Source organism: Neotabrizicola paludis, from assembly GCF_044142105.1.
Taxonomy (GTDB): Bacteria; Pseudomonadota; Alphaproteobacteria; order Rhodobacterales; family Rhodobacteraceae; genus Pseudogemmobacter.
Window position 1 is genome coordinate 39971 of the sequence record NZ_JBGTYM010000004.1, and the last position, 21809, is coordinate 61779.

At 66.8% G+C, this 21809-nt stretch carries 25 protein-coding genes; 12 read left to right on the top strand and 13 right to left on the bottom strand.

All coding sequences use genetic code 11. The annotated features are described in order from the left end of the window. Positions 1 to 62: 62 nt before the first annotated feature. Positions 63 to 623: a TIGR00645 family protein gene (locus ACED67_RS10590; RefSeq protein WP_395541569.1), complete on the bottom strand. Its 561-nt coding sequence runs from the start codon at positions 621 to 623 to the stop codon at positions 63 to 65. A 95-nt stretch (positions 624 to 718) separates the two neighbouring features. After that, positions 719 to 1456, bottom strand: coding sequence for an SDR family oxidoreductase (locus ACED67_RS10595; protein ID WP_395541570.1), 738 nt, complete (start codon positions 1454 to 1456; stop codon positions 719 to 721). A 98-nt stretch (positions 1457 to 1554) separates the two neighbouring features. Between ACED67_RS10595 and ACED67_RS10600 the strand changes: the two genes are divergently transcribed. Next, positions 1555 to 2454: an AraC family transcriptional regulator gene (locus ACED67_RS10600; protein ID WP_395541571.1), complete on the top strand. Its 900-nt coding sequence runs from the start codon at positions 1555 to 1557 to the stop codon at positions 2452 to 2454. 95 nt (positions 2455 to 2549) lie between these two features. On the opposite strand, the gene rpsD is transcribed toward ACED67_RS10600, so the two are convergent. The 4 genes from rpsD to ACED67_RS10620 all read right to left on the bottom strand — a co-directional run bounded on the left by rpsD (position 2550) and on the right by ACED67_RS10620 (position 6151). Then, positions 2550 to 3170, bottom strand: a complete 621-nt coding sequence (gene rpsD / locus ACED67_RS10605) for a 30S ribosomal protein S4 (protein ID WP_395541572.1) — start codon at positions 3168 to 3170, stop codon at positions 2550 to 2552. 185 nt (positions 3171 to 3355) lie between these two features. Further along, entirely contained in the window at positions 3356 to 4426 is a 1071-nt protein-coding gene (locus ACED67_RS10610) for a Hint domain-containing protein (protein WP_395541573.1), read from the bottom strand. A gap of 136 nt (positions 4427 to 4562) precedes the next feature. Continuing rightward, the gene (locus ACED67_RS10615; RefSeq protein ID WP_395541574.1) at positions 4563 to 5483 is read right to left on the bottom strand and encodes a lipid A-modifier LpxR family protein; all 921 of its coding nucleotides are present in this window, start codon (positions 5481 to 5483) and stop codon (positions 4563 to 4565) included. A gap of 113 nt (positions 5484 to 5596) precedes the next feature. Beyond that, positions 5597 to 6151, bottom strand: a complete 555-nt coding sequence (locus ACED67_RS10620; protein ID WP_395541575.1) for a YqgE/AlgH family protein — start codon at positions 6149 to 6151, stop codon at positions 5597 to 5599. A 147-nt stretch (positions 6152 to 6298) separates the two neighbouring features. On the opposite strand from ACED67_RS10620, the gene ACED67_RS10625 reads away from it, so the two are divergent. Beyond that, positions 6299 to 7120: a protein-disulfide reductase DsbD domain-containing protein gene (locus tag ACED67_RS10625; protein WP_395541576.1), complete on the top strand. Its 822-nt coding sequence runs from the start codon at positions 6299 to 6301 to the stop codon at positions 7118 to 7120. 20 nt (positions 7121 to 7140) lie between these two features. Here the strand turns inward: ACED67_RS10625 and moaB are convergent, their stop codons facing one another. Genes moaB through ACED67_RS10640 form a run of 3 tightly spaced genes read right to left on the bottom strand, consistent with a single transcriptional unit; the run spans position 7141 to position 9127 of the window. Continuing rightward, positions 7141 to 7683 (bottom strand): molybdenum cofactor biosynthesis protein B, encoded by a 543-nt coding sequence (gene moaB, locus ACED67_RS10630; protein ID WP_395541577.1) that lies wholly within the window; start codon positions 7681 to 7683, stop codon positions 7141 to 7143. Between the two features lie 2 nt (positions 7684 to 7685). Beyond that, on the bottom strand, positions 7686 to 8318 hold the full coding sequence (locus ACED67_RS10635) for a LysE family translocator (RefSeq protein ID WP_395541578.1): 633 nt from the start codon (positions 8316 to 8318) through the stop codon (positions 7686 to 7688). Then, on the bottom strand, positions 8315 to 9127 hold the full coding sequence (locus ACED67_RS10640; RefSeq protein ID WP_395541579.1) for a uracil-DNA glycosylase: 813 nt from the start codon (positions 9125 to 9127) through the stop codon (positions 8315 to 8317). Before ACED67_RS10640 ends, ACED67_RS10635 begins: the two co-directional genes overlap by 4 nt. Positions 9128 to 9240: 113 nt before the next feature. Between ACED67_RS10640 and ACED67_RS10645 the strand changes: the two genes are divergently transcribed. The 7 genes from ACED67_RS10645 to ACED67_RS10675 all read left to right on the top strand — a co-directional run bounded on the left by ACED67_RS10645 (position 9241) and on the right by ACED67_RS10675 (position 14391). Next, the gene (locus tag ACED67_RS10645; protein ID WP_395541580.1) at positions 9241 to 10203 is read left to right on the top strand and encodes an aspartate carbamoyltransferase catalytic subunit; all 963 of its coding nucleotides are present in this window, start codon (positions 9241 to 9243) and stop codon (positions 10201 to 10203) included. Beyond that, on the top strand, positions 10200 to 10763 hold the full coding sequence (locus ACED67_RS10650) for a hypothetical protein (RefSeq protein WP_395541581.1): 564 nt from the start codon (positions 10200 to 10202) through the stop codon (positions 10761 to 10763). Before ACED67_RS10645 ends, ACED67_RS10650 begins: the two co-directional genes overlap by 4 nt. A gap of 112 nt (positions 10764 to 10875) precedes the next feature. Further along, entirely contained in the window at positions 10876 to 11319 is a 444-nt protein-coding gene (locus ACED67_RS10655; protein WP_395541582.1) for a hypothetical protein, read from the top strand. After that, positions 11316 to 11960, top strand: a complete 645-nt coding sequence (locus tag ACED67_RS10660; RefSeq protein ID WP_395541583.1) for an aspartate carbamoyltransferase catalytic subunit — start codon at positions 11316 to 11318, stop codon at positions 11958 to 11960. The genes ACED67_RS10655 and ACED67_RS10660 overlap by 4 nt, the downstream gene beginning before the upstream one ends. Continuing rightward, positions 11957 to 13234, top strand: coding sequence for a dihydroorotase (gene pyrC / locus ACED67_RS10665; RefSeq protein WP_395541584.1), 1278 nt, complete (start codon positions 11957 to 11959; stop codon positions 13232 to 13234). The genes ACED67_RS10660 and pyrC overlap by 4 nt, the downstream gene beginning before the upstream one ends. 3 nt (positions 13235 to 13237) lie before the next feature. Then, complete coding sequence (gene plsY, locus ACED67_RS10670) at positions 13238 to 13852, top strand: glycerol-3-phosphate 1-O-acyltransferase PlsY (RefSeq protein WP_395541585.1); 615 nt, start codon at positions 13238 to 13240, stop codon at positions 13850 to 13852. Positions 13853 to 13857: 5 nt separating this feature from the next. Then, positions 13858 to 14391 (top strand): NYN domain-containing protein, encoded by a 534-nt coding sequence (locus tag ACED67_RS10675; RefSeq protein WP_395541586.1) that lies wholly within the window; start codon positions 13858 to 13860, stop codon positions 14389 to 14391. Between the two features lie 108 nt (positions 14392 to 14499). Here ACED67_RS10675 and ACED67_RS10680 read toward each other — a convergent pair whose 3' ends face one another. The 4 genes from ACED67_RS10680 to ACED67_RS10695 all read right to left on the bottom strand — a co-directional run bounded on the left by ACED67_RS10680 (position 14500) and on the right by ACED67_RS10695 (position 18132). After that, the gene (locus ACED67_RS10680; RefSeq protein WP_395541588.1) at positions 14500 to 15846 is read right to left on the bottom strand and encodes a glutamate--cysteine ligase; all 1347 of its coding nucleotides are present in this window, start codon (positions 15844 to 15846) and stop codon (positions 14500 to 14502) included. 140 nt (positions 15847 to 15986) lie between these two features. Beyond that, positions 15987 to 16550 (bottom strand): hypothetical protein, encoded by a 564-nt coding sequence (locus tag ACED67_RS10685; RefSeq protein WP_395541590.1) that lies wholly within the window; start codon positions 16548 to 16550, stop codon positions 15987 to 15989. After that, positions 16547 to 17413 (bottom strand): GNAT family N-acetyltransferase, encoded by an 867-nt coding sequence (locus ACED67_RS10690; RefSeq protein ID WP_395541592.1) that lies wholly within the window; start codon positions 17411 to 17413, stop codon positions 16547 to 16549. The genes ACED67_RS10685 and ACED67_RS10690 overlap by 4 nt, the downstream gene beginning before the upstream one ends. Continuing rightward, entirely contained in the window at positions 17410 to 18132 is a 723-nt protein-coding gene (locus ACED67_RS10695) for a 16S rRNA (uracil(1498)-N(3))-methyltransferase (RefSeq protein ID WP_395541594.1), read from the bottom strand. Before ACED67_RS10695 ends, ACED67_RS10690 begins: the two co-directional genes overlap by 4 nt. A gap of 11 nt (positions 18133 to 18143) precedes the next feature. On the opposite strand from ACED67_RS10695, the gene ubiA reads away from it, so the two are divergent. From ubiA to ACED67_RS10710, 3 genes are all read left to right on the top strand, one after another. Then, positions 18144 to 19121, top strand: a complete 978-nt coding sequence (ubiA, locus tag ACED67_RS10700; RefSeq protein WP_395541596.1) for a 4-hydroxybenzoate octaprenyltransferase — start codon at positions 18144 to 18146, stop codon at positions 19119 to 19121. Positions 19122 to 19201: 80 nt separating this feature from the next. Beyond that, positions 19202 to 21238, top strand: a complete 2037-nt coding sequence (locus tag ACED67_RS10705) for an OmpA family protein (protein WP_395541598.1) — start codon at positions 19202 to 19204, stop codon at positions 21236 to 21238. Positions 21239 to 21323: 85 nt separating this feature from the next. Further along, positions 21324 to 21656 carry a hypothetical protein gene (locus tag ACED67_RS10710; RefSeq protein ID WP_395541600.1) on the top strand — a complete coding sequence of 111 codons (333 nt, stop codon included), beginning with the start codon at positions 21324 to 21326 and terminating at the stop codon, positions 21654 to 21656. Positions 21657 to 21809 lie beyond the last annotated feature (153 nt).

Genomic DNA, 21809 nt, shown 5'->3' on the forward strand with positions numbered 1-21809 from the left:
GCGGCAGGCCGGTGGCAAGGCCAGAGGCAGCACGGCGCCGAAGCGTGGAATTCTGGGGATGCTTATTTCTTGCTGGTATAGGACTTCGCCTGAAGCCAGTCCATCAGCGCCATCAAGACGCCCGAGATGACGAAGGTTAGGTGGATGATGACCAGCCATTTCAGCTCGGTCTCGCCAAAGGTCTTGGCATTGTCGATGTCGCTGATTTCCATGAAGCGCTTGAGCAGATGTATCCCCGAAATCGCCACGATCGAGGCGATGAGCTTCATCTTCAGCCCGCCGAAATCGACCTTGCCCATCCAGCCGGGCCGGTCTTCATGCTCGCCCAGATCGAATTTCGACACGAAGCTCTCGTAGCCAGAGAACATCACGATCAAGAGAAGGTTCGCCGCCAGCGTCAGGTCGATCAGCGTCAGCGCGACAAGGATCATCTTCTCGGCCGACATCTCGAGGACCTGCGGCAGGTAATAGGCCATCTCCTTGATGAAGATCACCGTCAGCATGCCCAGCGAGACGGCGAGCCCCAGATACATCGGCGCCATCAGCCAGCGGCTGGCGAAAAGCGTGCGCTCGAACTTCTGTTCCATCGTGCGCGCCGCCGTTCTGCCCGTTATGTCGCTCATATCCCTGCCCCTGCTGGCTGTCCGCATCCCGAGATAGCCGCAGCGCGGCGAAAGGCAAGCCCCGCCGTCTCGGGCGGGGCGGGAATCACGACCTGTCAGGCGGAAAGAGCGACGGCGTCCGGCCCGGCGGGATAGTGCAGCCGGTCGGTCGGGTCGGTCGCGGCCCGATAGACCGCTTCGGCGACATCGCTTTCCCTTGTGGTCAGCGGCGGGTTGGCGAAGGCGGCAAAGATCGGCGCGGCGAAATCGGCATAGGCCTGCGGGATCATCTTTTCGACCGGCACCGGGATGTTGCGCGAGAAATTGGTCGTCGGCGCATAGCCGGGTTCGACCAGACGCACCCGCAGGCCAAAGGCACCCAGTTCATGCGCCAGCGATCCGGTGAAGCCTGAGATGGCGGTCTTCGACCCGGTATAGGCGGCAGCAAAGGGCATGGCGGCCAACGTGACACTGGAGGTCACGTTGATGATCGTGCCCGCGCCGCGCGCCCGCATCCCCGGGATCGCGGCCTGACACATGGCCATGGTTCCGAAAGTGTTGGTCTCGAAGATCGCGCGAATCCTGTTCATCGGCATCGCCTCGAACGCACCCACCATGCCAAGACCGGCATTGTTCACCAAAACGTCGATCGGCCCGGCCGCGTCGATCGCGGCGGCGATGCTGACGGGGTCGGTCACATCCAGCGCCAGCAGTTGCAGCCGGTCCGATTCTGGCAACAGGCCCTGGCGCGGGCTGCGCATGGTTGCGATGACGTTCCAGCCTTGTGCCAAAAAGTGGCGCGCGGTTTCCAACCCGTAGCCCGAGGAGGTGCCTGTGATGAGGGCGGTTTGCATGGATCTTTTCCTGTTCTGTGTTGACGGAGCAAAGGTAACTCGGCAAAACAGGATTATCTGCGGCTAATAATCCGTATTTATATATCGAAAGTCCTAATATGGCCGACCCCCTTTCGCAGATCATCGGGCTTCTGCAGCCGCGTACCGTCGTGTCCAAGGACATCACCGGGGCGGGCGACTGGGGCGTCGCCTATGACGATTTCGGCAAGCCCAGCTTTTGTGCGATGATGAAGGGCGAATGTCGGCTTCGGGTTTCGGGGACGTCCGAGGTCTGGCTGCGCCCGGGTGATTTCGTCCTGTTGCCCGCAACGCCCAATTTCACCCTCTGCAGCCCCGAGCCGGGGCCGCTGCGCCGCATCAGCCCGGCCATCGCCCAACCGATGCCAGGCGGGATGCGGCATGGCCGGGCTGAAGGACCGGCGGAGATGGAGATGGTCGGCGGCTATTTCGAATTCGCCACACCGGACGCGCGGCTCCTGGCGGCGCTTTTGCCTCAGATGATCCATATCCGGGGCGAGGCTCGGCTGACCGATCTGGTGCGGATGCTCGGCGAAGAGGCCAGTCAAAGCGGGAGCGGCACTGATCTGGTTCTGGTTCGGCTGGTCGAGATCTTGCTGATACAAGCGCTGCGCGCCCTGCCTGACCAGAGCGCCGCTCCGGGTCTGTTGCGCGGGCTCGCCGATCTGCGCTTGGCCCCTGCCCTGCGGGCACTGCATGACGATGCGGCGCGGGACTGGACAGTGCGCGATCTGGCGGCCGTGGCGGGGCTGTCGCGCTCGGCCTTCTTCCAACGCTTCCTGACCCGGGTCGGGCTGCCGCCCATGGAATACCTGCTGTCCTGGCGGATGGCTTTGGCAAAGGATCTGCTCCGCCGCGGCGGGCTGGCGCTGGAGCGCGTGGCTGAGCAGGTGGGCTATGGCTCGGCCGCAAGCTTCAGCGCCGCCTTCACCCGCCATGTCGGGCAGGCGCCGGGCCGTTTCTCGCGGCAAGGCGGATAAGGCCGGGCAGACAGGGCCGAGCCGACCAAAGCAAAAGGCCGCACCCTGAGGCGCGGCCTTGAAGATGATGGAACCGGCCCGCAGGCCGGGACCGATCAGTTCTTCGCGTAATATTCGACGACCAGGTTCGGTTCCATCTTCACGGCATAGGGCACATCGCCCAGGCCGGGCTGGCGCACGAACTTGGCGGTCAGCTTGTTGGTGTCGACTTCCAGATAGTCCGGCACGTCACGCTCGGTCAGCGCGATGGCTTCGAGGATGATCGCCAGTTGCTTCGACTTCTGGCGCACTTCGACCACGTCGCCTTCCTTGACGCGGTAGGAGGCGATGTTCACAGCCTTGCCGTTCACCAGGACATGGCCATGGTTCACGAACTGACGCGCAGCGAAGATGGTCGCCACGAACTTGGCGCGATAGACCACGGCGTCGAGGCGACGCTCGAGCAGGCCCACCAGATTTTCGCCGGTGTCACCGCTGACGCGGGCCGCTTCGGCATAGATCTTCTTGAACTGCTTTTCGGTCAGGTCACCGTAATAGCCCTTGAGCTTCTGCTTGGCGCGCAGCTGGGTGCCGAAGTCCGACAGCTTGTTCTTGCGGCGCTGGCCGTGCTGGCCCGGGCCGTATTCGCGCTTGTTGACCGGCGATTTGGCGCGGCCCCAGATGTTCTCGCCCATGCGGCGGTCGATTTTGTACTTGGCAGAGGTGCGTTTGGTCACCGCTGATCTCCTTCATCACGTTTTGAAGGGCGTTGTCCTTTCCGGGCGAACCCGGCGACAGGCTTCCGCTTGCGCGGGCCGCCAACACCAATGAAAAGCCCCGGAATCGCTTCCGGGACCGTGGCGGGGCTTATACGGGGCGCGGCGGCAGTGTCAACCGCTGGCGATACTTTCCTGAAATCGTCTCAGGCCGCGCGGCCCGAACCGGATTCATGTCGCAGGATCGCCGCTTCCGACGAGGACAGGCTGCGCCGGGCGAAATCGCCATAGACCATCGGATTGACGTCGATCCCCGGCATCAGCGCCAGCAGACGGGCGCGGTCATGGGCGTCAATCGTGTCGAGGGCCGTCGCTCCTGGATGGAAGCTTTCGGTCTCAAGCCCGTTGGCGATCAGGATGTCGTGCCGCTCCAACAGGAGGTGGTGATAGGTCACCTCGCGCAGCGCGGAATCGACCAGGACCGTCGTGTCATTGACCAGATCGACAGCGGCGACCAGCGCCTCATCGGCATTGAACAGAGCGCGCGCCGCCGCGCCGCGCACCAGCATGCGGTGCTGGGGCGAAACCAGCAGATCGGCATCTGGCCGCCCGGTTCCGAAGGCCTCGGCCCGGATGCGGATCGGGCGCAGATGCGGCATGGCATAAAGCCGCGCCCCGGTCATGCGGCGGCTGCCCGACCACAGGATCGGCTGGACGCCATTGTCACGGGTCTGCACCAGATCGCCCTCGCGAAGCGTCTCGATCAGGCGCAGGCCACCGGGGGTCAGAAGCCGTGTGCCCGGCGCGAAACAGATCACGCCGCCCGAGACCCGGCTGCCCGCCGCGCCGCCCGACCGGTCGATCTCGGCCCGCACGATCCACAGATCGCGCCCCGCCGGCGGCACTTCGCCCAGGAACATCAAAAGCCGCGCCCCGCTGTCTGGCACTGGCAGGATCGTCGCGATATGCGAGCGCAGACCGTCGGTGACGACGAAGCTCTGTTGCGGCGTTTCGGGATCGGACTCGGGCGCCGGGGCGGCTTTGCCGTCGCGCCCGACGGCCGCGCCAATCAGACGTTCCACCATGCGCGCCGCGCGTCTGCGAATATCCGCCCCGCCTTCCGCCGCCTCCAGAAGCAGCACATCGCCCGGTGCATCGATGCGGACAGCCGTGCCGGAAAAGCGCCAGGTGGCGCCCACCGTCACGGATTCCAGCGATGCGGCGCGAATGCCGTCCACTTCCGTCTGCGACCAGGAGATGACGAACGTGGCTCTCAAGCCCGTTCCCATTTGCCCGTTTGCCTGCTCGTTTTGTTTTTATTGACTGAAAAGTTAACAGGCGGGAATCCGCCGCGCTAGGACCAGAAAGCCACAGTCGCGGCGAAAGCGGCAGTATTTTCCGGCAAATGCAGGCTCAGAAGCGAAGGTTGAGGGTCAATGCACCCAGAAGTTGTCCCTCGCCCTGGCCATCGAACTCTTCCGACAGCCATGTCAGGCCGTAGAAGGCCGAAAAGCCGCCCGCGCTTTGCCAGGCCAGCCCGGCGCGCAGACGTTCGCGCGTATCCTTCCTCACTGCCGCCCCGCCCGCGGGCAGAAGGGCGCTGTCCCAGACATGGGCGATGTCGCCGCCCAGGGTGAAGGTCAGGCCCGGCACGTGATCGCCGGAAATCGCGCGATAGCGCTGCCCGGTCGTCGCTTCGCGCAGCATCAGCGCGTTCTGGCCAAAGCGGCCGAATGTCATATCCGCGCCCAGCCGGACCCAGGTCTCGATCCCGGCCTGGGCCGCCACGAAGGGGCGCAGCGTGACCGCCTCGACCAAGGGTAGGCTGCGCCCGGCCTCGAAGACAAGCGTCGGATAGACGGCGTCGCCGATCTGGTTATCCAAGACCTGCGGCTGCGCCACGCCAAGAAGATCGTGCAGCCGGTCCTGCAAACGACCAAGCCCGGTCTGCGGCCCAGTGACGGCAAGGTCGACGCCAAAGCTGGTCTCGAGACCCATGCTCTCAAAATGGCTGTGCATCCCAAGGGTCAGTACCCCGGCATAGCGGCGGTCGCCTGGCGGCGGGTTCGACAGGGTCGAGGGCGAAATGATCTCGGCCCGCGCCCGGAATTCGAGGATCTCGCCGAAAGTGCCGGGGAGGCTGCCCGACCAGGACGGCCCGCGCAACCGGCTGACCGTATAGGCGCCGGTGCGCCAGCGGTCATGGCCATCGCCCAGCCCGTCATTGGTGAACATGCGGCCCCAGCCGAGCGTGACCCGCTCTTGCGCCTGCGCTGCTCCTGCGCTCAAGGCCAAAGCGAGCGCCAGCCCGCGCATGATCCAACCCGTTTTCATCTGCCCTGCCCCACCAATTCCGCGCGGGAATTCAACCGCTGCGCCTGATCGCTGTCAGGGGAAAAAGTGGCGGTTTTGCGGAAAGCGCGCGGCCCGGGCGGGCAAGACGGGGCTCAGGCGCGACCTGCGGTATGCGACAGCGAGATCGGGTCGATCCCCAGTGCCTTGAGCGCGAGGCCCCATTTCTCGGCATCGGGCGCCGAGAAGACGATCTCGGGCAGCGCATCGGCAATCAGCCAGTCATTGCGCAGGATCTCTCCCTCGAGTTGCCCCGGCCCCCAGCCGGAATAGCCCAGGGCCAGCAGCGCGCGCTCGGGCCCCGCGCCGCGCGCCAGCGCCTCGAGCACGTCCAGAGTGGCGGTCAGCCGAAAGCCGCCGGGCACGCGCATCGTTGCCGTCTCGCCATCCCAATCGGCCGAATGCAGCACGAATCCGCGGCCGCGCTCAACCGGCCCGCCGTAATGGACACGGATTTCGCGGCCTTCCGGGGCGCGGGTGATCTTCAGATGATCGAGCAGATTCCCGAAACTGAGATCGGTCGCCGGCTTGTTGACGATCAGCCCCATGGCGCTGTCGCCGTCATGGGCGCACATCAGGATCACGCTATGCGCGAAACGCGTATCGCCCATGCCGGGCATGGCGATCAGGATCTTGCCGGCAAGGTCCATCGACTCAAGGCCCCCTTTTCCACTTGGCCTGAACATGGGCCGCCTCGCGGGCAGTCACAAGTCCGGCTTGCGGCACCGAGGACACATCACGCGCCCTCTCGCCCTTAAGTGATTTCCCTCTGGCGGGCCTCTGCCTATCTTGTCGGCATGTTCACGCGCTCTTCCCTGACCCGTCTCTGTTCTCTCACCACCGTCGCCATGGCGCTTGCCGCGAGCGACGCGCTGGCCACGACCCAGGACGATGTGCTTCAGGCAAGCGTTCTGACCGGCTGGCAGACCGGGGCGGGGCGACAGATGGTGGCCCTGCGGCTGAACCTCGCGCCGGGATGGAAGACCTATTGGCGCAGCCCCGGCGACGCGGGCATTCCGCCGGAATTCGACTGGTCGCAGTCTCGCAATCTGGCCGCGGTCACGTTTCACTGGCCCGCGCCCTCGGTGTTCGAGACGGCGGGCTTCACAACCATCGGCTATCACGATGTTCTGGTCTTGCCGATCGAGATCCAGGCCAAGGACCCGTCAAGGCCGGTCGATCTGGCAGTGACGATGGACATGGGCATCTGCCGCGACATCTGCCTGCCCGCCTCGGTCGCGCTTTCGGCACGGATAGAGGGGCCGGGCGCGCCCGACCCCGCGATCAACGCGGCGCTGGCGGCCCAGCCGGTCGCGGCCAAGGCGGCGGGCCTGTCGGGGATTTCCTGCGGGGTTGAGCCGATCAAGGACGGGCTGCGCCTGACCGCCACCCTGATCCTGCCCGCGCAGGGCAAGGAAGAGACCGTCGCGATCGAGACCGCCGACCGCCGGGTCTGGGTTTCCGAGGCCGTGGCAAGCCGCAAGGCTGGCACGCTGGTGGCCGTGGCCGATCTGGTGCCGCCCGAAGCAGCGCCCTTCGCGCTTGACCGCTCCGGCGTGAGGGTGACGGTGATTTCCAAAGGCGGCGCGGTCGAGGTGACCGGCTGCCCGGCACCCTGACGCAAGGCCGCCTTGCACGGTCACTTGCGGCGCTTGTGTTCCTCGAGCCGCGGCATGATTTCCACGAAATTGCAGGGCCGGTGGCGGTAGTCGAGCTGCCAGAGCAGGATCTCGTCCCAGGCGTCGCGGCAGGCGCCGGGGCTGCCGGGCAGCGCGAACAGATAGGTGCCGCCCGCCACGCCGCCGCAGGCGCGCGACTGCACGGCAGAAGTGCCGATCTTCTGCATCGACACCATCGTGAAGACCGTGCCGAAAGCTTCGATTTCCTTTTCGTAGACATCGCGATGGGCCTCGACCGTGACATCGCGCCCGGTCAGGCCGGTGCCGCCGGTCGTCAGGATCGCATCCACCGCAGGATCGGCAATCCAGGCGCGCAGATGGGCCGCGATACGCTCGCGGTCATCGGTGACGATAGCGCGGGCGGCCAGGTGGTGCCCCGCCGTGGAAAGCCGCTCGACCAGCGTGTCGCCCGAGCGATCTTCGGCCAATGTGCGCGTGTCCGACACAGTCAGGACCGCGATATTGACCGGGATGAACTCCTTCGTTTCGTCGATGCGTCCCATGCCTATCCCCTTTGCATCATGGCCAGCCGCAGGGCGAGCGTGGCGAAGATCGCCGCCGTCGCCCGCGACAGCCAGCGCGCCAAAGCCTGCGACCGCGCCAGCCTTCCGCCGATCGTGCCCGCAAAGCCGCCGACCAGCCCGTTGACCATAAGCCCGCCCAGACAGAAGACCGCGCCCAGAGCCAGGAATTGCGGCAGGACGGGCCGGGCGGGATCGACGAATTGCGGCAGGAAGGCCAGGATGAAGAGGATGACCTTGGGGTTCAGGATATTGACCAGCAGGGCTTCGCGGAACACACGGCCCATCGCCATCGCCCTGACCTGCGCCGCCTGCGGGCGTGTCGCGCGCAGGGATTTCACCGCCAGCCACAACAGATAGGCGACGCCCGCCCAGCGGATCGACTCGAACGCCATTGGATGCGCCGCGATCAGCGCACCAAGGCCCAGCCCCGCCAGCAGCACCTGCACCATGCCCCCGGCGGCGATGCCGAGATTGGCGGCCATTCCGGCCCGCGGCCCACCTTTCAAGCCCTGCCCGAGGCAGAACATCATGTCCGCCCCGGGCGTGAGATTCAGCGCCAGCGCGGCGGGCGCAAAGGCGAGAAGCGTCAGCGGTTCGACCGGCAGAAGGCTCATCCCCGCAACCTCTTTTGCAGCACCAGAAGGTCGGCCCAGGCCTCGCGCTTGGCAATCGGGTTGCGCAGGAGATAGGCGGGATGGGTCATCGGCAGCATCGGGCGGCCCAGTGCAGTGGCCCAGTTGCCGCGTGCCCGCAGAATGCCGCGCTGGCCGGTCAGGGCGATCAGCGGCGTGTTCCCCATGACGACGATGATCTGCGGATCGACCAGTTCGATATGGCGCTCGACAAAGGGGCGCATCATGGCGATTTCAGCAGGCTCGGGGTCGCGGTTTCCGGGCGGCCGCCAGGCCATGACATTGGTGATGTAAAGCGCGGTCTCGGCATCGGGGCTGCCGCGCGACAGGCCGATGGCGGCGAACATGCGGTCCAGGAACTGCCCTGCCTCGCCCACGAAGGGGCGGCCCTCGATATCCTCGTCGCGGCCCGGCGCCTCGCCCAGGATCAGCACCCGCGCTGCCGGATTGCCATCGGCGAAAACGGTGTTGCGCGCGCCTTTCTTCAGCTCGCACAGGTCGAAGCGCAAAAGCGCCTCGCGCAGATCGTCCAGCGTCCGGGCGGCCGCCGCCATTTCGCGCGCCACGCCTTGGGCATCAATCTCAACCGGGGCGGCAGGCGTCGGCGGCGGCGCGGGCCCGCGCTGGGGCGGGACGGCGCGCATGGGGGCGGCATCGGGCAGGCCGTAGCGGTTGACCGGGGTTTCGCCCAGAACCTCGTCCACGCCGCAATCCAACTGCCAGGCGAGCGCCGCCAGCGAAGCGTGCCAATCCTGCGTGACGCTGTCGGTGAAGCCTTCGGCGATTCCCATGTCCCGCAGAGTAGGAGGGCGGCGGCGGAGCAGCAAGGCGCGGCATCACCTGTGGGCGCTTGCCCCCTGCCCTGCCCTTTGCCATAAGCGGGCAAATCCGAAGGGAACCGCCCATGGCCTTCCGCGCCCGCCACCTTCTGGGGATCGAGCAGCTTACCCCGCTTGAGATCACCACCATCCTCGATCTTGCCGACCGCTATGTCGATCTGAACCGCCGCACGGTGAAACAGTCCGACGTGCTGGCGGGGATGACGCAGATCAACCTGTTCTTCGAAAACTCCACCCGCACCCAATCCAGCTTCGAGCTGGCGGGAAAGCGGCTGGGGGCCGATGTGATGAACATGTCCGTGGCCAATTCCAGCGTGAAGAAGGGCGAGACGCTGATCGACACGGCGATGACGCTGAACGCCATGCACCCGGACCTTCTGGTGGTGCGGCACGCGGCGTCCGGGGCGGTGAACCTTCTGGCGCAAAAAGTGGATTGCGCGGTGCTGAATGCGGGCGACGGGCGGCATGAACACCCGACCCAGGCGCTGCTGGATGCGCTGACCATCCGTCGCGCCAAGGGCCGCATCCAGCGCCTGACCGTCGCCATCTGCGGCGACATCGCCCACAGCCGGGTGGCGCGGTCGAACCTGATCCTTCTGGGCAAGATGGAGAACCGCCTGCGCCTGATCGGCCCGCCGACGCTGATGCCGCCCGGCGTGGCCGATCTGGGCTGCGAGGTCTATGACGACATGCGCCAGGGCCTGGAAGGCGCCGATGTGGTGATGATGCTGCGGCTTCAGAAGGAACGGATGGATGGCGGCTTCATCCCTTCGGAGCGCGAATATTACCACCGCTATGGTCTGGATGCTGAAAAGCTGTCGCATGCCAAGCCCGATGCCATCGTCATGCATCCCGGCCCGATGAACCGGGGAGTCGAGATCGACGGCGATCTGGCCGATGACATCAACCGCTCGGTCATCCAGGACCAGGTCGAGATGGGCGTCGCCGTCCGCATGGCCTGCATGGACCTTCTGGCCCGCAACCTGCGCGCCGAACGCGGCCGCAAGCTGGTGGGGACGATGGTATGACGCTGGAAAGCGCAACCTCTTCTCCGGAAGACAAATGGCGGGAAATCCTTGAGCCCGGCGAAAGCATCCTGTGGCAAGGTGCCCCTGAGACGGGGCGGTTCATGACGCCAATCCCCCGCCGCTATCTGGTCGCCTTTGCGATGCTGCTGGCTGCCGCAGTTGTCGCCGATCTCACCAACAATGGCATCGAAGACAGGATGCTGGCACTTCGGGTGCTGGTGCTGGCTTCTCTTTGTGCCGGAGCTTGGCAAGCCATCCGTTTCTGGGATCGCCGACGCAGCTTCTACACATTGACCGACCGCCGGGCCATCATCGGCACTTGGAAGTTTGGCATTCAGAATCTGAAATGCATCAGCCTGTTCACCGACGCGCCTCTGAGCGCGGACGACCGCGGCGAATCATTGCTGACCTTTGCGCGCGAGCGCCGAGTCGACGATGGTGGAACTGTCTGGATCGACATAGGTTTTCGTGGGCTTCGCGATCCGCATGTGCCCTGGCAGATCATCCGCGATCTCAGGGCCGCACGTGCCGGGGATCAGGCGATGGCGCCGAAATCATGACTCCCGACCGCAAGCCTTCCAAATCCGAGGCGCGGATGGGCGGGATGGTCGCGACGGCCGTGCTGGTGTTTCTGGCCGTGCTGACCGTGCTTTTCGTCTGGATGGGATAGCGATGGCGCGGATCGACCCCGAAAGGATGCATCCCCGACCGGCCCCGCTGGAGCCGGGCGAGGAGTTGCTGGCCGAATGGCGGGCCGATCCGGCGATCTACTGGAAGAACCATCTGATCCTTTCCGTGCTTTTCGGCTTTGCCGCGGGCGTCGTGCTGTTGGCCATGGGCAATCCGTTTCCGTGGACCGGGCCGGTTGCCGCCGTCCTCGCGGTCTTCGCCCGCGCGTTCTACCTGCGCTCCGAGGCGCTGACCGAAAGCTGGCGCCTGACGCCACGGCGGCTTCTCGGACCCGGCGGGCGCGTCATACCGCTGTTTTCCATCGAAACCATCCGCCCCTTCCTCAGCGATGTGCTGGTGATTACCCGCGCGGGCGACAAGCACCTGATGAAATACCTGGCCGATGCTCCTGCGGTGATCGCCCGCATCAAGGCGGTGCCGCGATGACCGAACTGGTCGAACCCGTGCCGCCGCCGCCCCCGCCCGCCCCGGTGCCCGAAGGCTGGGAGGGTATCCTTGCCCCCGGCGAGCGCATCCTCTGGCAAGGCCGGGCCGAGCCGGGCGTGGACTGGCCCGCGCTGATCGACATGCGCACGCCGTTCGGGCTGTTCTTCGCGGGTTTCGCCTGTTTCTGGATGTGGATGGCCGCCAGCATGGGCGCGCCGGGGCCGTTTCCCCTGTTCGGCCTGCCTTTCCTTCTGGTCGGGCTGCATCTCGCCTTCGGGCGCGTGTTCTGGGATGCCCTAACCCGCCGCTCGACCCATTACACGCTGACCGACCGCACCGCCTTCATCGCTTCGGCCCCTTTCGGCAAGCGCAAGCTGGAACGTTGGGCGCTACGTCCCGGCATGGCGCTGGTGCTGGACGATGGCGATCCGGGCGCGGTCTGGTTCGACCAGATCACCACGCCCTACAGCAGCAATCTTGGCCCCGGCCGCAGCCGCCGCTATTACGGGCCGCGCAGCGCCAGCCGCCGCATCGGCTTTGACCGCATCGCCGGGGCGCGGCAGGTCTATGGCCTGATGCGGCAGGCGATCGCCGCCCTTCCAGACCGCCCGCAGTCCGAGACGCAGAACGGAACCCCATGATCCTGCATTTCACCAATGCCCGCCTGATCGACCCCGAGGCCGGGACCGACGCCCTTGGCAGCCTGACAGTTCGGGATGGCGCGATCCTTGCGCTGGACGCGGCCAAGGCGCCCAAAGGAGCCAACATTGTCGATTGCAGCGGCAAATGCCTTGCCCCCGGGATTGTCGACTGGGGCGTCAAGATCGGCGAGCCGGGCGAGCGGCATCGCGAAAGTTTTCGCTCGGCCGGGCTGGCGGCGGCGGCGGGCGGCGTCACCACGATCATTGCCCGACCTGATACCGCGCCCGCCATCGACACGCCCGAAGTGCTGGAATTCGTCACCCGCCGCGCGGCCGAGGCCAGCCCGGTGCGCATCCGTCACATGGCCGCGCTGACCAAGGGACGCGCCGGGCAGGAGATGACCGAGATCGGCTTTCTGCTGGATGCGGGCGCCCTTGCCTTTACCGATGGCTTCGCCGTCACCACCCAGACCAAGGCGCTGGGCCGGGCGCTGACCTATGCCCGCAGCCTTGGCGCGCTGGTCGTTGGCCATCCGCAGGAGCCCGGCCTGTCAGCCGGCGGGGCCGCGACCTCGGGCAAGTTCGCGTCGTTGCGTGGCCTGCCCCATGTCTCGCCCATGGCGGAACGCATGGGCTTGGAGCGCGACCTTGCCTTGGCCGAGATGACGGGCGTGCGCTACCACGCCGATCAGGTGACCACCGCGCAGTCGCTGCCCGCGCTGCGGCGGGCCAAGGCGTCGGGGCTGGATGTCACTGCGGGGACCTCGATCCATCACCTGACGCTGAACGAATTCGATGTCGGCGACTATCGCACTTTCTTCAAGCTGACCCCGCCGCTGCGATCCGAGGATGACCGGCAGGCGGTGATCGCGGCGCTGGCCGAGGGGCTGATCGATGTGGTGGCCAGTTTCCACACCCCGGCCGATGAGGAATCGAAGCGCCTGCCCTTCGAGGATGCGGCGCCGGGCGCGGTTGGGCTGGAAACCTTCCTGCCCGCTGCCATGCGGCTTTACCATGGCGGCCATCTGACCCTGCCCGAGTTGTTCCGCGCCATGGCGCTGAACCCGGCCAAGAGGCTGGGCCTGCCGCAGGGCCGCCTCTCGCCCGGTGCGCCTGCCGATCTGGTGCTGTTCGACCCGGACGCCCCCTTCCAGATGGATCGCTTCAAGCTGCGCTCGAAGTCCAAGAACACTCCGTTTGACGGCGCGCGGATGGAGGGTAAGGTTCTGGCGACATGGGTGGGCGGAACAGAAGTGTTCCGCGCAGGGGAATAGACGATGCCGGAATTGCTGACCGACAGCCCGACGCTGATCCTGACCGCGATCCTGTCTTACCTGCTGGGGTCAGTGCCCTTTGGCGTGTTGATCACCCGCTTCATGGGCCTGGGCGATCTGCGCCGGATCGGGTCGGGCAATATCGGCGCGACCAATGTCTTGCGCACCGGCAACAAGGGCGCGGCGCTGGGGACACTTCTTCTGGATGGCGCAAAGGCGGCGGTGGCTGTGCTTCTGGCCCGCGCTTTGGTCGGGCATGAGGATGCGGCGCAACTGGCCGGGCTTGCCGCCTTTGTCGGCCATCTGTTCCCGATCTGGCTGGGCTTTAAGGGTGGCAAAGGGGTGGCGACCTTCCTTGGCACGATGATCGCGCTGGCCTGGCCGGTGGGTCTGGCTTGCTGTGGCATGTGGCTGGTCGGGCTGGCCCTGACCCGCATCTCGTCGGTCGCGGCGCTTCTGTCGGCGGGGACCTCGGTCATCTGGCTGGTCGTCTTCGATCAGGGAAGGATGCTGGCACTGACCGGGATACTGACGATCCTGATCTATGTGCGCCACGGCGCGAACCTGGCGCGGCTGAAGGCGGGGACCGAACCGAAGGTCGGTCAGAAGAAGGCCTGACGCCCTTGTCCGATGGGATGCTGCTGGGTCTCTTCGCCGGTGGTCTGCTGGCCATCCTGCTGCTTCTTGACCTGCGGCGGCGCCTGCGGGCGCGGTCCGGGCGGGCGCCGAAGCAGACGCTGCCACTGGCGGTGCTGGACGGATCAAACGTGATGCATTGGGGCGGCGACAAGCCGGATCTGGCCACGGTGGCGGCGGTGATGCGGCTGGCAGAGGCGCGCGGCTATGTGGTCGGGGTGATCTTCGATGCCAATGCGGGGTATCTGTTGGTCGGCCGCTACCTGCACGAGGCCGCGTTGGCGCGGGCATTGGGGGTGAAGACCGATGCGGTTTTCGTGGTGCCCAAGGGAAGGCAGGCCGATCCCTATCTGCTGGACCATGCCCGCGCAACCGGCGCCATCCTGGTCTCGAACGACCGTTTCCGCGACCTGATCGCCGACTACCCGGAGCTTGCGGTGCCGGGGCGGCGGGTGCCGGGCGGGGTGAGTGAGGGCAAGGTCTGGGTCAACTTGCCGGATGTACGGAAACTGGCGGCATGAGGCGATGTCCCACGGTGGGACATCATATAAAATGAAATAAAATCAATGTCCTGAATTGGAAATTAAGGACTTGTTAACCTTTGCTGCGCCAAGCGCCCTCTGCCCCGCTCACAGGCTCGCAGCCTCGTAGATCGGCGCCAGAGACCCGGCCCAGTCGCCGTGATACAGCTTCAGCCAGCGGTCGGCCTGCACTTCGCCCCTGGTCACGTTCTGCACCAGCGGCGCCAGCAGCCGTTCTTCGCCCATGCCGCGCGCGGCAAGGCCCGCCTGCGACAGAGCCACGGCGGCGCGCGCAAGGTCGTGCAACTTCACGCCATTGGCCTCGCCCTGCAGGGCCGAGACCGAGGCGGCGACGCGCAGCCCCTCGCGGGTTTCCGCATTGAAGCCCCTGACCAGATCCCAGGCGGCGTCCAGCGCGGTCTGGTCATACATGAGGCCCGTCCAGAAGGCGGGCAGCGCCAGAAGATGGGCCCTGTCCCCGGCATCGGCGCCGCGCATCTCGATATATTTCTTCACCCGCGCTTCGGGGAAGACGGTGGTCATGTGGTCGGCCCAGTCCGACAGGGTGGGCTTCTCGCCCGGCAGGGCGGGCAGCTCGCCTTTCAGGAAGGCGCGGAAGGATTGGCCAAGCGCGTTGATGTATTTGCCGTCGCGATAGACAAAATACATCGGCACATCGAGCACCCAGTCGACATAGCGCTGGAATCCCATGCCGTCCTGGAACGCGAAGGGCAGCATGCCGGTGCGGCTGTCATCCAGGCCCCGCCAGATGCGCGAGCGCCAGGATTTGTGGCCATTTGGCTTGCCGTCGAAGAAGGGCGACGAGGCGAACAGCGCGGTCGCCACCGGCTGCAAGGCCAGAGCGACGCGCAGCTTCTGCACCATGTCGGCCTCGGAGGCGTAATCGAGATTCACCTGCACGGTGGAGGTGCGATACATCATCTGCGTGCCATGGGTGCCAACGCGGCCCATGTAATCGGTCATCAGCCGGTAACGGCCCTTGGGCATCACCGGCATGTCGCCATGCGACCATTCCGGCGCGGCGCCGATGCCCATGAAGCGGATGCCCAGCGGTTCGGCGATCTGCGACAGTTCGCTGAAATGACTATCAAGTTCGGCCTCGGTCTCGACCGCGCTGAGCAGCGGCGCACCGGACAATTCGAACTGTCCGCCCGGTTCAAGGCTGATATTGGCACCCCTGCGGGTCAGGCCGATGACATGGTCACCCTCGCGCACCGGGGTCCAGCCGAAGCGGGTCTCAAGCCCCTGGAACAGCGCGGAAATCGACCGCTCTCCGGCATAGGGCAAGGGCTGGCGGCTGTCGGTCAGCCAGCCGAATTTCTCATGCTCGGTGCCAATGCGCCAGTCGGAGGCGGGCTTGCAGCCGCTTTCCATCAGACCCGCAAGCTGGTCGAAACTTTCGATCGGCCCACCGCCGGATTGAGGGATCGACATGGAAGGGCCTCGTTTTTGGTCGCGAATTCGTCGGGTCTGGATTGGCCCGCGCGGGGCCGCTCATCAGGTGACGGGACGGCGCGTCAGTGTCAAGCCCGGCCCGGGCACCATCACGAAAGGTCATACTTTGGGGTGACGGGTCAGACCGTGGTCAGGCCGCGTCCCTTGCGACGCCAGACCAACCTTTCGGTCTGGCCGATGGGCGCGGGAAGGGTCGTCCCGGCGGCAACCGGGACGTCGGGGGCCAAAGCCGCGACCAGATCGGCCGAGGTCAGGCCCGGCAGGGTGGCGAAGGCGTCAAACAGCCCTTCCGCCCCGGCTGCGTCGACCGGGACAAGCATCCCCCGCCCCCCGGCTTCGCGCAGCCGCCAGACCCGGCGACCGCGCAAGGCGAGCAGCTTGATCTCGGTCAGATCGGGCAGACTGACCTCGCCCGGCATGGTCGGGTGCAGATAGCGGATGCGGCCCTCGTCAAGCTCGACGATGCCGGGCGCGGCGATCCCTGCCGCAAAGCGCATTCGCCGCAGCGCAATCAGGGCGAAGCCGCCGCCAAGGGCGACAAGCGGCAGGCCGAAAACCGGCAGAAGCCAGCCGCCCCTTGTGGCGATCCAAAGGCCAAGGGCGGCAAGGCCAAGGCCAAGCGCAGGTTCGGCCCAGCGCCGCATCAGGGCCGAAACCTCCGGGCGCAGCAACGGCGTGGTCATGGCAGCGGCCCCGGCGTGATGGGCTGGGCCAGAAAGACGATGCGGTAGCTGCCGATGCGGGTGAAACCCAGCGCCTCATAGCTGCGGGCAGCGGCGGGGTTGTTTGCGAACAGGACGGCGTCAGTTGCGCCCTCGGCCCGCGCCTCGATCAGAAGGGCGCGGGTGACGGCACGTCCCAGACCCTGCCCGCGCGCGGCGGCGGGAACGTAGACGCCGCCGACCTGCACCATGGTTGCGACGCGGGCGTTGAGCCCGGCCATGGCCACGGGTTGGCCGTCAATCTCAAGAAGACGGCAATGGGAACCGCCGCTGATCGCCGCGTCGGTGCGGGTTTGCAGATTCGCCTCTTCCTGCGCCGGATCGGGCGGCGCAAAGCCAATGTCGCGGAAATACTGGCGGAACCAGGTCAGAAGCAGCGCGCGATCCTCGGCCCGCGCGGGGCGCAGCGTGCCCGGGGCAGCGGGCGGCAGATCGGCCAGGGCGAGGTGATAGAGCGGTTCGGTCGAATCGGCACGGATCGCCGACACGGGCAGAGCGAGCGCCCCAAGAAGCGCGGCGATCTGGGCGGCATCGCCGGTCATGCCGGTGATCTCCTGCCCTGAAAGCCCCGCCGTGAGTGCCTTGATGTCTTGCGACTGGGCGCCGGGGGCCTGCATCAGCGCGACACCGGCATTGGTCAGGCCGAGAACTGCGCGGATCGTGCCGTCTGCGGGCAGGCGCCAGTAGCGTGTGGCATTGGGGTGGTCGCTGGCCGCAAGGCCGAAACGGGCAAGATTGCCGCGCAGGAACATCGACGTGGCGGCATGGGGCGCCAGGAAGGCGTCAAGCGCCGCCTCGTCGCCCGGGCCGCAGGGGCGGATCATCGCCAGTCCCCGCCGCTGGCCTGATACAGGACAAGCGCGGCCAAGGCGGCGGTCTCGGCGCGCAGGATGCGCGGGCCAAGGGCAAAGGGCGTGACGAAGGGCAGGCGATGCAGGCGGGCGCGTTCCTCGGCCGAAAAGCCGCCTTCGGGGCCGATCAGAATGGCCGCCGGGCCAGGCTCCGCCACAAGAAGCCCGGCGCGCCCGGCCTTGCCTTCATCGGCCCAGTAGAGGCGGCGCCCCTCGGGCCAAGCGGACAGAAGCCGGTCGAGCGGTTGCAACTCGGCCACCTCGGGCACCCAGGTCGCGCCGCATTGCTCGGCCGCCTCGACGGCGTGCAACTGGTGGCGGTCGGCGCGGAAGCGTTCGGAATTCATGTGGCGGGTGCCAACGGGCAGGATGCGGGCGGCCCCCATCTCGACCGCCTTTTCGACGATGAAACTGGTCCGGTCCTTCTTGATCGGCGAAAACAACAGCCACAGATCCGGCGGCGCGCCCTGCGGCGCGGTCGCCTCGGCACAGACCGCGATGCCGCGACGCTTGCCGGCCTCGGCCACTTCGGCGCGCCATTCGCCATGGCGCCCGTTGAACAGATGGATATCTGCCCCGACCCCAAGCCGCATCACGGCAAAGAGATAATTTGCCCGCGCCTCGTCCAGGGCAATGGCTTGCCCCGCCCCAAGCGGCTGATCTACATACACTCTGATCTTCGGCCCTGCCATGAGGCGACCCTATGAGCGATGCGCCCGGAACGCCAGATGCCACGCCTTCCTCCGGGCAGGTGGCGGATGCGACGCGCGACAATTGGGTGGATCGCTGGGCCCCATCCTGGAGCCGCCCCTATCTGCGCCTGTCGCGGGCCGACCGCGCCATCGGCACCTGGCTGCTCTTGGTGCCCTGCCTCTGGGGCCTGGCGCTGGCCGCCAATGACGGCCATGGCTTCCGGCGCTGGGACATCTGGATTGCGGCAAGCTGCGCCATCGGTGCCTTCCTGATGCGCGGGGCGGGCTGCACCTGGAATGACATCACCGACCGCGATTTCGACGCGCAGGTGGCGCGCACGAGGTCACGCCCCCTGCCCTCGGGCCAGGTCACCACGAAGCAGGCCACGGTCTGGATGGTCGCGCAGGCCGCCCTCGCGGCGCTGATCCTGTTCAGCTACAACGCGCTGGCCATCGGGCTTGGCGTCGCCTCGCTGGCGCTGGTTGCGATCTATCCTTTTGCCAAACGCTTCACCTGGTGGCCGCAGGTCTTTCTGGGTCTGGCCTTCAACTGGGGCGCGCTTCTGGCCTGGGCGGCCCATGCCGGCGAGGTGCCGCCGGGGGCGCTGTTCCTTTACGCTGCGGGCATCGCCTGGACGCTGTTCTACGACACGATCTATGCCCATCAGGACAAGGAAGACGATGCGCTGATCGGGGTGAAATCCACCGCGCGGCTGTTCGGGGCGAAAAGCGGCCGCTGGCTGACCCTCTTCATGATCGCGTCGCTGCTTTTGTTCACCGCCGCCATCGCCACCACACTGCACCCCGACCGCGGCCTTGCACCCATGCTTCTGGCGCTGGCCGGGGTCTGGGCCTTTGGCCTGCACATGGTCTGGCAGATGCGCGGGCTGAACCTTGACGACCCCGCCGCCTGCCTGCGCGCCTTCCGCTCGAACCGCAATGCGGGGCTGATCCCTGTGCCGTTTCTTGCCGTAGCCGCGCTCCTTTGATTGATCCTGCCGCGTCAAAGCCCTAGGAAGCGCGCAGTCGCCTTTCGGGACGAGCACCCCACATCCGCAAGAGTTGCCCCTTGCCCAGACGCCTTCTGACCCTGTCGCCGAACGCGCTTGCCGCGCTGGCCTTCGCGCTGGCGGGTCTTGTGATGCTGGGGGTTTCCTTTGCCATTGCGCTGGTGATCGAGGCACGGTCAGCCTCGGTCGTCAGCGCGCGGATGGCCGGGGCGGGCATGGGCTGGGTCACGGTCCAGACCGACGGCTTGCAGGTCCGGCTCTCGGGCACGGCGCCCGACGAATCGTCGCGCTTCCGGGCGCTGAACCTGGCGGGCAGCCTGGTTGACACATCCCGTGTGCGCGACCTGCTGGAAGTGGCGCCGTCAAGCGCGCTGGCCCCGCCCCGCTTTGCCGTCGAGATCCTGCGCAATGACGACGGCATCCAGCTGATCGGCCTGTTCCCCGAGACCCCCGCCGAAGGTGGCCTGTCCGAAGCGGAACTGACCGCTACCGCCAATGCGCTGGCCCCGGACACGCAAGTCGTGAACATGTTGCAGAAGGCGGCCTATGCGCCGCCGCAAAGCTGGGACGGGGCGCTGCGCTTTGGGCTTGAAGCGCTCAAATCGTTGAAGCGGTCGAAGATCTCGGTCATGGCCGACCGGGTCGAAATCACCGCGATTGCCGAAAGCGCGACCGAGAAGCGCAATCTGGAATCTGCGCTTGGGCGCAAAAAGCCCGAAGGCGTGACCTTGATCATGGAGATCTCGGCGCCGCGCCCGGTGCTGACCCCCTTCACGCTGCGCTTCCTGATCGACGATCAGGGCGCGCGCTTCGATGCCTGTTCCGCCGATACCGACCGCGCGCGGGCGACGATTCTCGCTGCGGCGGGCCAGGCAGGGCTTGAGGGCAGCGCCCCCTGCACCATCGGCCTGGGCACGCCCACCCCGCGTTGGGCCGAGGCGGCGGCGGCGGGGATCAAGGCGGTTGCCGCGATGGGCAAGGGCTCGGTCACCTTTTCGGATGCCGACGTGACGCTGACCGCGGGCGCGGGCGTGGCGCAGGCGGATTTCGAGCTTGCGGCGGGCGATCTGCGTGCCGCATTGCCCGAAGTCTTCTCGCTGGATGCCATCGCGCCGCAGGTCGAGACGGCCCAGCAGGGCCCGGCTGAATTCACCGCCAGCCTCTCGACCGAGGGCAAGGTGGCGCTGCGCGGCAAGCTGGTCGATGAGCGCCAGCAGGCTGCGGTCGAGGCCTTTGCCCGCGCGGCCTTCGGCGCCGAAGCTGTCTATACCGCGACACGGCTTGACCCGGCCCTGCCGGATGGCTGGCCAGGCCGGGTGCTGGCCGGGCTGGCGGCGCTGGCAGAGTTGCATGACGGCAATCTGGTGGTTCGCGCCGATACGGTGTCGATAAAGGGCGTGACCGGCTCGCAGGAGGCCAAGGGCCGGATCACCCAGATTCTGTCCTCGCAGCTTGGCCAGGGCGCCGGGTTCGTCGTCGATGTGCGCTATGATGAGGAATTGGACCCGCTGGCCGCGCTGCCGACACCGCAGGAATGTGCCGCCAAGGTGCGCGAGGTGATGGTGGGCAAGAAGATCACCTTCACCCCCGGTTCGGCCGAGATCGCGCCCGAGGCGGGGCCGGTCATCGACGCGCTGGCCCAGGCGCTGAAGGATTGCCCAGCCCTGCCGATGGAAATCGCCGGGCATACCGATGCCCAGGGGTCCGAGACGGGCAATCTCGCGCTCAGCCAGGCGCGGGCCGAAGCGGTGATGATCGCGCTGCAGGGGCGGCGGGTCGATGTCTCGGGCATGTGGGCCAAGGGATATGGCGAGGGCATCCCGATCGCCGACAATGGAACCGAAGAGGGGCGCGAGGCCAACCGGCGCATCGAGTTCGTGCTCAAGGACGAGACCTATGCCGGCGAGGATCGCGATGCCGATGATGCCGCGCAGGCGGCAGCGGATGCGGCAGACCCATCGGCAGAGGCCGCTCCGGCAGCGGTGGCCGAAGGCGCGGCAGTTGCCGATGACCCGAATGCCGACCAAAGCCCCTCGCTTGCCCCGACGGAAAAGACCATGCGCCCGAAACAGCGCCCCGCGCAGGATGGCGGCTGATCCACAGGACCATGGGCGGCGCAGCCGCATGAAATGAGGCCGAGTGGCCGGGTGAAATTGGGCGGCGAGGCCGCAGGGAAACCGCATGAACCGCACCGAATTCGTCGTCGCGACCGCCATCATCCTGCTTCTGGCCTTTGCCATGGGCTGGTTCACCCATTGGCTGATCCACCGCTTCTCGCGCGTCTCGGCGGGGGGCGATCTGGCCGAGATGGACCGGCTGGCCCAGGGCCTGCACGAGGCCGAGGAGATGCGCGACCAGGCGGTGCTTTATCTGGAGCAGCGCGAGGGCGAGCTGATGAACCAGATCAGCCAGACCGAAGCCGAGCTGCGCGCCGCTATGGAAGGCCTGCGCGACGCCCGTCAGGAGGCAGAGGAAATGCGCGCCTATATCGAGCGGATGCACGCGAACGGCTAGGCTGCGAGGCCCGAGCTGGCCTGCTGCGGGCGGCGGCCGCTTCACGATCTTGCCAGCCCGCGGGGATATGCGCGGTGAACTGGACCTAAACCGGGCTGGGAACTGGACAAGTGCCGGTCGAAATGCCACCTGTCCTGCATCCCAATAGCCGTG